Source organism: Achromobacter sp. (genome assembly GCF_057314935.1).
The window spans coordinates 11901-22054 of sequence record NZ_DBHKZA010000091.1; the positions used below are offsets into that span (position 1 = coordinate 11901).

At 65.1% G+C, this 10154-nt stretch carries 11 protein-coding genes; 2 read left to right on the plus strand and 9 right to left on the minus strand.

Going from position 1 to position 10154, the window contains the following annotated elements:
- Positions 1 to 365: 365 nt before the first annotated feature.
- Positions 366 to 1481 carry a porin gene (locus tag ACO6D5_RS25395; protein WP_315845935.1) on the plus strand — a complete coding sequence of 372 codons (1116 nt, stop codon included), beginning with the start codon at positions 366 to 368 and terminating at the stop codon, positions 1479 to 1481.
- Positions 1482 to 1778: 297 nt separating this feature from the next.
- Here the strand turns inward: ACO6D5_RS25395 and ACO6D5_RS25400 are convergent, their stop codons facing one another.
- The 6 genes from ACO6D5_RS25400 to ACO6D5_RS25425 all read right to left on the minus strand — a co-directional run bounded on the left by ACO6D5_RS25400 (position 1779) and on the right by ACO6D5_RS25425 (position 5941).
- Positions 1779 to 2588 (minus strand): RsiV family protein, encoded by an 810-nt coding sequence (locus tag ACO6D5_RS25400; RefSeq protein WP_315845936.1) that lies wholly within the window; start codon positions 2586 to 2588, stop codon positions 1779 to 1781.
- 47 nt (positions 2589 to 2635) lie between these two features.
- Entirely contained in the window at positions 2636 to 3412 is a 777-nt protein-coding gene (locus tag ACO6D5_RS25405) for a lipoyl protein ligase domain-containing protein (RefSeq protein ID WP_315845937.1), read from the minus strand.
- Positions 3409 to 3684 carry a lipoate-protein ligase small subunit gene (gene lplB, locus ACO6D5_RS25410; protein ID WP_006223377.1) on the minus strand — a complete coding sequence of 92 codons (276 nt, stop codon included), beginning with the start codon at positions 3682 to 3684 and terminating at the stop codon, positions 3409 to 3411. Before lplB ends, ACO6D5_RS25405 begins: the two co-directional genes overlap by 4 nt.
- Positions 3685 to 3714: 30 nt before the next feature.
- Positions 3715 to 4179: a GNAT family N-acetyltransferase gene (locus ACO6D5_RS25415; RefSeq protein ID WP_315845939.1), complete on the minus strand. Its 465-nt coding sequence runs from the start codon at positions 4177 to 4179 to the stop codon at positions 3715 to 3717.
- Positions 4180 to 4196: 17 nt separating this feature from the next.
- Positions 4197 to 4898 (minus strand): glutathione S-transferase N-terminal domain-containing protein, encoded by a 702-nt coding sequence (locus ACO6D5_RS25420; protein ID WP_105559639.1) that lies wholly within the window; start codon positions 4896 to 4898, stop codon positions 4197 to 4199.
- A gap of 131 nt (positions 4899 to 5029) precedes the next feature.
- Complete coding sequence (locus ACO6D5_RS25425; RefSeq protein WP_485826902.1) at positions 5030 to 5941, minus strand: DMT family transporter; 912 nt, start codon at positions 5939 to 5941, stop codon at positions 5030 to 5032.
- A gap of 121 nt (positions 5942 to 6062) precedes the next feature.
- On the opposite strand from ACO6D5_RS25425, the gene ACO6D5_RS25430 reads away from it, so the two are divergent.
- The gene (locus tag ACO6D5_RS25430; protein ID WP_485826903.1) at positions 6063 to 6530 is read left to right on the plus strand and encodes an Lrp/AsnC family transcriptional regulator; all 468 of its coding nucleotides are present in this window, start codon (positions 6063 to 6065) and stop codon (positions 6528 to 6530) included.
- Positions 6531 to 6564: 34 nt separating this feature from the next.
- Here the strand turns inward: ACO6D5_RS25430 and ACO6D5_RS25435 are convergent, their stop codons facing one another.
- From ACO6D5_RS25435 to ACO6D5_RS25445, 3 genes are all read right to left on the minus strand, one after another.
- Entirely contained in the window at positions 6565 to 7056 is a 492-nt protein-coding gene (locus ACO6D5_RS25435; RefSeq protein ID WP_315845942.1) for a glutathione peroxidase, read from the minus strand.
- A gap of 92 nt (positions 7057 to 7148) precedes the next feature.
- Positions 7149 to 8345 carry a DUF1501 domain-containing protein gene (locus ACO6D5_RS25440; protein ID WP_485826904.1) on the minus strand — a complete coding sequence of 399 codons (1197 nt, stop codon included), beginning with the start codon at positions 8343 to 8345 and terminating at the stop codon, positions 7149 to 7151.
- 8 nt (positions 8346 to 8353) lie between these two features.
- Positions 8354 to 9892, minus strand: coding sequence for a DUF1800 family protein (locus ACO6D5_RS25445; RefSeq protein ID WP_315845944.1), 1539 nt, complete (start codon positions 9890 to 9892; stop codon positions 8354 to 8356).
- Positions 9893 to 10154: the final 262 nt, after the last annotated feature.

The following is a 10154-nucleotide window of genomic DNA, read 5'->3' on the forward strand; positions in this document are numbered from 1 at the left end:
ATCGGCGGCTGCTGCCGCTGCAGGGGGCTCGCTGAGCGTTGCGTACCGGTACGGGGGCTCGCTGAGTGTTGCGTACCGGTACGGGCGTCCTATCGGGCGCGATGCCGGGCGCGGTGCCGGGGCAGGGCATATGTTGCTTGTTAGCACACCCCGATGACAGGCCCGGGACAGCGCCCTACACTGGGCCCGGGTGTGGAGCTCAGGCCACAAGTAGGCGTTTTTTTCGAGATCTTGGACGGGTTTTCCTTGCGTCTAGAAAACTGACACATTGCGTCCCTAGAATTCGTTCCTGCCATGCGCCGCACGCCGTTTGCCTTGCAAACCCAGCCACCTGCGCATGTATGTTCAATCAAAGGGATTACGCAATGAAAAAGACTCTGCTCGTCACCGCGCTGTTCGCCGCCCTGTCCGGCGTGGCCCAAGCCGAAACGTCGGTGACGCTGTACGGCCTGATCGATACTGGTATCGGCTTCCAGCAAATCAAGGGCAATAACGATTACAAAGAATCGAAGTTCGGCATGGTCAATGGCGTGTCGAGCGGTTCGCGTTGGGGCCTGCGCGGCGCCGAAGACCTGGGCGACGGCCTGAGCGCCGTGTTCACGCTGGAAAGCGGCTTCAACTCGGGCAACGGCCAATCGGGCCAAAGCAGCCGCCTGTTCGGCCGCCAAGCCACCGTCGGCCTGAAGAGCGACTCCTGGGGCCTGCTGGAATTCGGCCGCCAGACCAACATCGCGTCGAAGTACCTGGCCGCGATCGAGCCGTTTGCCGGCAGCTACGGCCAGGCTAACGTCGGCGTGGCCTTCAGCGCCGCCAACACGGTCCGCTACGACAACATGGTGCAGTACTCGACCCCGTCGTTCAGCGGCTTCCAGTTCGGCGTCGGCTACTCGTTCAACGCGGCCGACACCACCGCCGCTCAAACCGGCTTCAAGACCGCCGACAACACCCGCGCCATCACGACCGGCCTGCGCTACGTCAACGGCCCGGTGAACGTCGCGCTGACGTATGACCAGCTGAACCCCGCCAACCAGTTGAACACCGACGCCACGCCCAAGTCCTGGACGATCGCCGGCGCGTACGACTTCGAAGTGCTGAAGCTGGCGTTGGGCTTCGGCCAGACGCGCGACGGCTGGTTCACTGGCCAAAGCATCAACTCGTTCGGCAGCGGCAGCCCCGCGGCCACCAGCTTCGGCACGAACGTCGCGGTTTCGGGCTTCAAGGCCAACTCGTACCTGGTCGGCCTGACCGTGCCGCTGGGCGCCAGCAGCATCCTGGCGTCGTGGCAGCGCGCTGACCCGAACGGCAGCAACCCGCTGACGGCCGGCAACGAGTCGACGATGAACGTCTACAGCATCGGCTACACGTACAACCTGTCCAAGCGCACCAACCTGTACGCGCTGGGTTCGTACGCCACCGACTTCGCGTTTGTCGACGGCTTGAAGAGCACCGTCGGTATCGTCGGTATCCGTCACCGCTTCTAAGCGCCTGACGTGAGCGGGCGGCGGGCGCGCATGTCGCGCGCCGCCCGTTCCTTCAGGCCGCGGTTGCATTGAGCGGACTGGGCGTCTTACCCGGCCACAGACGCGAAAAAAGCGGCCACCTCCCTAGCTCCACCCTCAGTCCGCTCACCCGAACCCCGGTCTCGAAGAGACCTCGCGCGCCGCGGCGCGCGGAAAAGGCCGGCGACAGGCACGATGCCTGTCGCCGGCCTTCGCGTATCGGGGGCAAGCATGGCGCCCGGTGACGGCACGCGTGAAGATTGCCGCCACCGATACCGGTTACGACTTCGGCAGCAATTCCGGTTTGAAGATGCCGCGCAGATCCGCGTTCGAGATGACGAGCTCGGGCTCGCCGTGCGAATAGGGGGCGATCGAGTAGGCGTCGTACTTCACGACGATGCCGTCGCGCGTCAGCGCGAAGTTGTCGCTTTCCTGGAAGGGCCACATCTTGCTGTAGGCCGCGGGGTCCCGCTTGGCGTCCGGATTGCCCGCCAGCCACTTCGCGTGGGCGCGCTGCAGCGCCGCCACGTATTCGCCGCGGCGCCCGGGGATCAGCGCTTCGTCCAGGCTCATGACGCGGTCGCGGCTGCGTTCCCAGTTCAGGTACTGTGTCGCCGGAATGCCATGCGCGGCACCGGTCAGGAATTGCTCGGTGTGCAGTTCGATCGACACGATGTCGCCGACGGTGTCCTTGACGCTGGCCTTGAAATAGGTGGCGTCGCGCGGACGGGCCGTGGACCAGAAGTATTGCGTGTATTCAGACAGCGTGTTGTACGGGCCGCGGCGGTTGGCGTCGGTGCCGGTCATATACGCCAGCACGTGATCCACCAGCGCCGTCAGCTTGGGGATGCCGGGAAACGCCACGCTGTCGATCTCGATGCGCGGGCAGTCGCCCTCGCAGCCGGGCTTGTTCGAGGCCCATTTGATGCGTTCAGTGGACAGGTCTCCCACCTTCTCCGGCGTGGAGGAGGAGGGGCTGGCCAGGGTGATGTTCGCCGGCGGCGCACTGCCGCAGCCGGCCAGCGCCAACAGGGCGGCGCCCAGGATCAGACCGCTTATCGCGCCTTGCGGCGTGAACGTGCGATGCATTGAACTACCTCCACAAAATCAAGGCTGGTGGCAACAGGCTCTGGCGGTCAGGGCACCACGCCGGTCCATTCAGGGGTGGAGAACTTTTCGTCGGCCTGTTGCCGGGCGCGCGCCAGCGTGTCGCTGCCGATCTGCCCGGGGGTCAGACGGTGCAGGCCGGCAAAAGTTTCCACCATGCGGTCGATGATGACCTCGCGTGCCAGCCCGGTCTGCGTGCGCAGCGGGTCAACGCGCTTCTTGGCGCTGGTGGTGCCCTTGTCGGACAGTTTTTCCCGGCCGATCCGCAAGACTTCGACCATTTTATCGGCATCGATGTCATAGGACATGGTCACGTGGTGCAGCACGGCACCGGCGCGGCGGGCTTGCGCGGCGCCGCCGATCTTGCCGATATCCGAGGCGATGTCGTTCAACGGCTGGTACCAGGCCTTGATGCCCAGGCCCTGCAGCGCGGTCAGCACCCAGGCGTCCAGGAAGGCATAGGATTCCTGGAAGCTCATGCCGTGCACCAGCGCCTGCGGCGCGCTAAGCGAATAGGTGATGGAGTTGCCGGGTTCGATGAACATTGCGCCGCCGCCGCTCACGCGGCGCACGACCTCGATGCCGTGGCGCTTGGCGCCGTCCGGGTCGACTTCGTTTTTCAAGGATTGGAAGCGGCCGATGACCACGGCCGGCGCGGACCATTCCCAGATGCGCAAGGTCGGCGGCCGCTGGCCGGCGCCGACTTCATCGGTGATGACGGCGTCCAGCGCCATGTGCAGCGACGGCTCCTGGGGGCCTTCGTGGATCAGTTGCCAGTCGTAGTCGTTCCAGTCGGTGCGCGTCATGCCAGCGCCCTCCGCAGGACGACGGCGACGGCCTCGGCGGAAAAGCCGAACAGTTCGGCATCGGCGGGCAGCGCCGACTGGACGGCGACCGCAAGTTCCAGTTCGCCTGCGTCGGCGGGCATGCCGTTCAGGCCATTGTTGATGGCTTCAAGCGCTTCGGGCGGTTCAAGAAAGAAGTCGCCGCTGATCCGCACATCGGCCAGGCGGCCGTCGCGCACTTCCAGATCCGCAACGACCAGTTTGCCGCCGGGGACTTTATATTCGCCATGCATGGGCGCTCCTTGCAAAATCATCTACTTGCACTACAGGCTGAGCTTCATGCCATCGTGACTGGCTTTGAAACCCAGGCTTTCATAGAACCGGCGCGCGTCCGGGCGCGCACGGTCGGTGGTCAGCTGGACCAGGCCGCATCCCTGGATGCGGCATTGTTCGATCGCCCATTCGAACATGGCGCGTCCCAGGCCCTGGCCGCGTGACGACGAGGCGATGCGCACGCTCTCGATTTGTCCGCGCCATTGGCCCTGCCGCGACAGGCCGGGTATGAACGATAACTGCAAACAGCCGACCAGGTGCGAATCCTGCTCGACCACTGCCAGGAATTGGTTGGAATCCTGGTTGATCGCGGTAAACGCGGCCACGTACCGCGGATTCGGCGGCACGGACGGGTCTTCGCGCGTGGCCCCCAATTCGTCGTCGGCCAGCATCGCGATGATATGCGGGAGGTCGTCGGCGCGCGCGCGGCGGAACGCCAGTTTCGGTGCTGTCATGGGCGGTCTCCGGCGGATCAGCGGGCGACTTGCTGCGCGGTCTGGCCGAACAGGATGCGGCGGGATTCCTCGTCGCTGATCGACGGCGCGGTATTGATGGTGTCAGCCAGCGCATAGGCGCGTTGGGTCGCGGGGCGCGCGGCGATCGCGTTGAACCAGCGCTGCAGGTGCGGGAAGTCGTTCAGGTCCTGGCCCTGCTTGGCGTGGGGCACGATCCAGGGATAGGCGGCCATGTCCGCGATGGAATAGTCGCCCGCCACGAATTCGCGGTCGGCCAGGCGCTTGTTCAACACGCCGTACAGGCGATTGGTCTCTTTGACGTAGCGGTCGATGGCGTAGGCGATGCGTTCTTGCGCATAGCCCGAGAAGTGGTGGTTCTGGCCGGCCATGGGCCCCAAGCCCCCCATCTGCCAGAACAGCCATTGCGAGACTTCGGCGCGGCCGCGCACGTCGGCGGGCAGGAAGCGGCCGGTCTTCTCGGCCAGATACTGCAGGATGGCGCCCGACTCGAACAGCGAGATCGGCGCGCCGCCGTCGGCCGGCGCCTGGTCGACGATGGCGGGAATGCGGTTGTTCGGCGCGATGGCCAGGAATTCGGGCTTGAACTGATCGCCGCGGCTGATGTTAACCGGGTGGATCTTGTAGGGCAGGCCGGTTTCTTCAAGGAACAGCGTGATCTTGTGGCCGTTGGGGGTGGTCCAGTAGTAGAGATCGATCATGGGAAGCGTCCTGGGAATCTTGGCGCCGCCGGCGGGACCCGGCGGATGGAAAAGCCATGATAGCGGGGACGGCTCGGCCCCGCCCCGAATAACCGAGGCCGGGGTGCGGGTTTCCTCTGCTGCTGCCGCGGTCAGGCCGCGCCGGCGCCAGGGCGCGGGCGGCCCGGCAGGCGCCAAGTCCAGTTCAGGCTGACGCCCGCGGCGGCCAGGAAGATCATCGCCACGCCCACGACCTGCGTGGCGTCCATCCGGTGGCCGTAGATCAGGAAATCCAGCATGATGGCCACAGCGGGATAGATGAAGCTGAGCGCGGCGGTGGATGTGGTCGGCAGCTTCTGGATGGCCGAGTACATCAGGATGTACATCAGGCAGGTGTGGATCAGGCCCAGGGCGACCAGGTAGCCCCATTGCAAGGGGGTGGCGGGCAGGGCGTTGAAGTCCGCCATGGGCAACAGCATGATGGCCCCAAGCGTGACCTGCACCAGGGCCAGCACCTGCGGCGGGATGCCCGTCAGCCGCTTGACGATAATGGCGGTGATGCCATAGAGGGCGGCGGCCCCCAGGCCCAGCATCAGCCCAGACAGGTATTCGCTGCCGGCCACCCCGCCGGTTTCTGACAGGCGCAGCACCAGCAGCAGTCCGGCAAAGGCCACGACCGACCACGCAAGCTTGCCGCGCGACGGGCGTTCGCCCAGGAACAGCACGCCCAGCCCGATCAGGAAGAAGGGCTGCACGTTATAGACCGCCGTGGCCAACGAGATGGACGCCAGCCGGTAGGCGGAGAACAGCAGGACCCAGTTCAGGACCAGCGCGGCCCCGGCCGCCAGCGCCAGGGCCAGTGTCTTGGCCGTGAACAGGCCGGGCTTGATCAGGCCGCGTGCCCAGCAATACAGGAACAACGACAGGGCGCCGAAGACGCAGCGGAAAAATACGACGTTCCAGGCGCTTTGGCCGGACTCGATGACGAACACGCCCAGGGTGCCGGACAGCGTCATGGCGGTGGCCATTTGCGCCAGGCCGAGGCGTTCTGATGCGGGATTCATGAAGGTTCTCCGGGCGGGCTGTCCGCGATGTACGATGGAGAAATTATCCCAGGCAGATCAAGGCGGTTATATGATGTTCGTGTGGTGTTTTTAACGTCATACCTTCTTTTAGGTGGAATTTATGCAAAACGACCTAAAAAGCGAAACCCCCGTTCTGGACGGCATCGACCGCCGCCTGGTCGAGACCCTGTCGGCCAACGCGCGCACCACCACGGCCGATCTGGCCCGGCAAGTGGGCATGTCGGCGCCCAGCGTGGCGGACCGCCTGCGGCGGCTGGAGGAATCGGGCGTGATCCGTGCCTATACGCTGGATGTGGATCCGGTGGCGTTGGGATACACGTTGGAGGCCATCGTGCGCATCCGCCCCTTGCCCGGGCAACTGCGGCATGTGGAAGGGCTGATCCAGGAGATCCCGGAATTCGTGGAATGCGACAAGGTGACGGGCGATGACTGCTTCATCGCCCGCGTGGTGCTGCGATCGATCTCGCACCTGGACGGGATTCTTGAGCGCGTGACGGAATTCGCCGAAACCAATACCGCGATCGTCAAGGCGCACACCGTGCGCCGCCGCCTGCCACCCTTGCGCTAGGGCCTGTGCTGGCAGGCCCTGGCCCGGCGCGGGCTCAGACGGGCGCGGACAGCGCCCGGACGATATCGTCCTTCAGGCCCGCTGGCGTGTCGGTCGGCGCGTAGCGCTTGATGACCTGGCCGTCGCGGCCGACCAGGAACTTGGTGAAGTTCCATTTGATGCCTTCGGTGCCGAAGACGCCGGGCTTTTCGCCCTTGAGCCAGCGGTATAGCGGATGCGCGTCGGCGCCATTGACGTCGACTTTCGCGTAGAGCGGGAAGGTGATGTCGTATTGGGTCGAGCAGAAGTTGCGGATCTCGGCTTCGTCGCCGGGCTCCTGGTGACCGAACTGGTCGCAAGGAAAACCCAGCACCGTCAGCCCGTCGTCGCGCAGCGATCGGTAGAGTTCTTCCAGGCCCGCATACTGCGGCGTGAAGCCGCACTTGGATGCGACGTTCACCACCAGCAACACGCGGCCGCGGTAGATGTCCAGGGATTGGTCTTCCCCATTGATGTCGCGGGCAGTGAAATCGAAGATCTTGCTCATGCGGGCTCCTGTGTCAGGCGTCTGGACGCGAGGGCGCCAGTGCGCTGGCTTGCCCGTCGAGTGTAGCGCCTGGGCCCGCCCAGGCGCAGCGGTCAGATCAGCTTCAAGTCCAGCGGAGTCACGCCGGGGAACACCTGCGCCAGGCGCGCCTTGTCCAGCCCGTACAGCCGCGAGAACAGGCCGGCGAAGACGGCGCGGTATTCGTTCAGCACGGGATAGTCGCGGTCCTGGAACAGGGTGTCGCGCTTGACCGCGACTTGCCGGCCCGCGATGCGACCGCCGCGCACATTGCCGCCCATTACCCAGTACACCGTGCCATGCCCGTGGTCGGTGCCCTTGTTGCCGTTTTCGCGGAAGGTACGGCCGAACTCGCTGATCACGACGACGGTGGTCTGTTGCCACGCTGGACCCATCGCCTCGGCGTAGGCGGCAAGCGCCCGGCCCAGTTGGCTCAGGCGGTTGGCCAGCGCGCCGGTGGCGGCGCCTTGGCCCACGTGCGTGTCCCAGCCGCCCACATCGACAAAGCCCAGGTTGTAGCGGTCGGCCATGAAGCGGGCGATGCGGCGGATTTCCAGTTCAAGCTTGTCGGTGGATATGGCATTGCCGTTGGCCGCCTGCATTTCGGCGTCGATCTCCGCCCGCGCGGCGCCCATGACGCGTTGGCCTTCGGTCACGGCGGCGTGCAGGTCCGTGCCCTCGTAGAGCGAAGCGATGATGTGGGCGTCTTCTTCGTTCAGGCGGGATTTGCGTCCCGCACCCAGCAAGTCGATGTTGGGGATGCGCGTGTCGCCTCGGAATATCTGCGGCACTTCAGAGGTGAAGGCGGCCGGCTGGGACTGCTTGGCGTTCAACGCGGTGGCAAGCCGGTTGAGGAACCCCGACCGGTAGTCGCCGCCTTTTCCGGAGGCCTGCCCACGCTCGATGCTGTTCTGCGTTTCGAAATGGCTGCGGCTGAGGTCGTCGGTGCCGGCAAACGCCACGAAGGCCAACTGCCGCTTTTCATAGAACGGCAGCAGGCTGTCAGCCAAGGCCGGATGCAAGGCCCAGCCGTCAGCCAGCGGCAATGCGGAACCCGGCCCGCCGCCGGGCCGGGCAATTGCGATGGTGGGGCGCGAGTCATAGTAGAAGTCGCTGCTTGCGGGAACCAGCAAGCTGGCCGCGTCGTACGCCCCGCGCATGAACACCACCAGCAAGCGGTTGCCCGACGCGGCAGGCGCGGCGTAGAGCCGGCCGCCGCCCAGCACTAGCGGGGCGGCAGCCATCAATTGAAGCAGTCGGCGTCGATCCATGGGGGCTCCTAGCGGCGCATGAACTCTGGCGAAGCCAGCAGGTAGGTGTTGGCGACAGGGGTCGATTTGGCTTGCTCGATGGCCTCTCGCGTGCGGGGCGACAACGTCGAGAAGAGGCCATTGCCCGCATTGGCTTTCAGCAAGTGTGGGGGGCGCGGCACGTTCGGCGGCTGCTCGTCGGGCTTTTCCCTATAGAACACCCGCGGCGCGCCGGCAATGGTGCTGGCGATTTCAAAGCGTGCCGTCATCTGGCCAGACCCGGCCCAATCGGATTGAGACAGCGGGTAACCGTCCGGGGTCAATCGCTGGTTCAAGGGCTGCCCGAGCTGCTTGAGCAAGTTGATGCTGCCGCGTGCATTGACGATGGGCGGCAGGCCGTCGTACGTCAACCGCAATGAGGAGTACAGATAGTGCACGGGGTCCTTGAAGACGCCGGCCTTCAGGGATGCGGCGAATTCGGGCGAGGCGAACAGGGTGCGCAGCGTGGCGGAGATATCGCCGTCCTTGTCCAGGAATGTCCGGCTCATCTTGTCTACCAGGGAGGCCGGCGGCGCGTCGCCGACGAAAAAAACCGCCAGCTTGCGGCTGACGAATCTTGCGGTGGCAGGATGGCGGGCCAGCAGGTCGGCCGCTTGTTCCACTTCCTGCATGCCGGCGCCGGCGATGGTGTGCCCCAGGAATACTTTGCTGCCGTAATCGTGGCGGGCGGGGTTGAAAAGGAAATAGCCCTGCTGCACGACCTGCCCGCGCAACGCAGGCTTGACCTTGGGCGGCTCGAGGCTACTGCCCAGCCCCAGGCCGGTGAGGATGCGGGCCAGCTCCTGCACGTCGTTCTGGGAATAGCCGCCGTCCACGCCCAAGGTGTGCAACTCCATCAGTTCGCGCGCGTAGTTCTCATTGATCTTGCCGGCCACGTTCTGTGTATTGTCCAGATAGATCAGCATGGACGGAGACCGCATGGTGGCGGCCAGCAGATCGCGGAACTTGCCCAGGGCGTGCGGACGGATGGCGCGGTCTTCGTATTGCGAAAGGAACATGCCGACGTCGCCTTTCTCGCTGTCCACGTTGAAGTGGTTCATCCAGAACCAGGTCATCTGGTCTTGCAATTGATCGGGGGAGTAAAGCGCCCGCCACAAAGCGCGCTCGCCGACTTCCGCGCCGCGTTCGCGCGCCATCTTTCTGGCTTGGCGGTTGGCGCTCAGCTTGTCCTCTTCGGACTGGTCCTTGGCTTTTTGCCGGATGTCTATCTGGGCCGCACGGGCTTGCTCGTCTGACTGCGTCGAAATGGACAAGGCGTCGATGCGCCGCTGCACTTCGGCCGGCAGTGGCGCTTGCGCCGCCGGATGCAATTGCGCCAGCAGGTAGCGGTCGATTCCCATCGTCTGGGCACGAGCCAATTCGGTCGGCGTGGCGCCCCAGGTCACCCGATTGACCAAGGCGACGTCCCGCGCCTGCAGTGAGGGGGCCTGCTGGGCGAGCGCCCCTGCGGCCAGCGGCAGCAACAGCAAGGGGATCAAGCGGAAAAGCCAGGATGTCAGCCGTGCCATAAAGCGGTTTCCTTCAACCAGGAGACTCCACGTCAGACAGAGTATTCACTGAAGGATTCCCCAGCGGCGTATTCTTGAAACGCAAGGAAACGGATCGTTGGTGCCAGGCGAGCCTAATCCCGCGCGGGCGAGGGGCCATTCAGGCGGCAACGCAGCCGCCGTCCTATCATGTCGCAACGACAGTCAAGTGCCAGCAGGAGCGCCGCGATGGAAGGAATGATTGAACGCCTGGAGGCCATGCTGGCCAAGGGCACCGACAACA

Excerpts from the sequence above, each read along its gene's own strand:
- ACO6D5_RS25395 (WP_315845935.1), top strand. The coding sequence starts at position 366 with ATGAAAAAGACTCTGCTCGTCACCGCGCTGTTCGCCGCCCTGTCCGGC.
- ACO6D5_RS25400 (WP_315845936.1), bottom strand. The coding sequence starts at position 2,588 with ATGCATCGCACGTTCACGCCGCAAGGCGCGATAAGCGGTCTGATCCTG.
- ACO6D5_RS25405 (WP_315845937.1), bottom strand. The coding sequence starts at position 3,412 with ATGACGCGCACCGACTGGAACGACTACGACTGGCAACTGATCCACGAA.
- lplB (WP_006223377.1), bottom strand. The coding sequence starts at position 3,684 with ATGCATGGCGAATATAAAGTCCCCGGCGGCAAACTGGTCGTTGCGGAT.
- ACO6D5_RS25415 (WP_315845939.1), bottom strand. The coding sequence starts at position 4,179 with ATGACAGCACCGAAACTGGCGTTCCGCCGCGCGCGCGCCGACGACCTC.
- ACO6D5_RS25420 (WP_105559639.1), bottom strand. The coding sequence starts at position 4,898 with ATGATCGATCTCTACTACTGGACCACCCCCAACGGCCACAAGATCACG.
- ACO6D5_RS25425 (WP_485826902.1), bottom strand. The coding sequence starts at position 5,941 with ATGAATCCCGCATCAGAACGCCTCGGCCTGGCGCAAATGGCCACCGCC.
- ACO6D5_RS25430 (WP_485826903.1), top strand. The coding sequence starts at position 6,063 with ATGCAAAACGACCTAAAAAGCGAAACCCCCGTTCTGGACGGCATCGAC.
- ACO6D5_RS25435 (WP_315845942.1), bottom strand. The coding sequence starts at position 7,056 with ATGAGCAAGATCTTCGATTTCACTGCCCGCGACATCAATGGGGAAGAC.
- ACO6D5_RS25440 (WP_485826904.1), bottom strand. The coding sequence starts at position 8,345 with ATGGATCGACGCCGACTGCTTCAATTGATGGCTGCCGCCCCGCTAGTG.
- ACO6D5_RS25445 (WP_315845944.1), bottom strand. The coding sequence starts at position 9,892 with ATGGCACGGCTGACATCCTGGCTTTTCCGCTTGATCCCCTTGCTGTTG.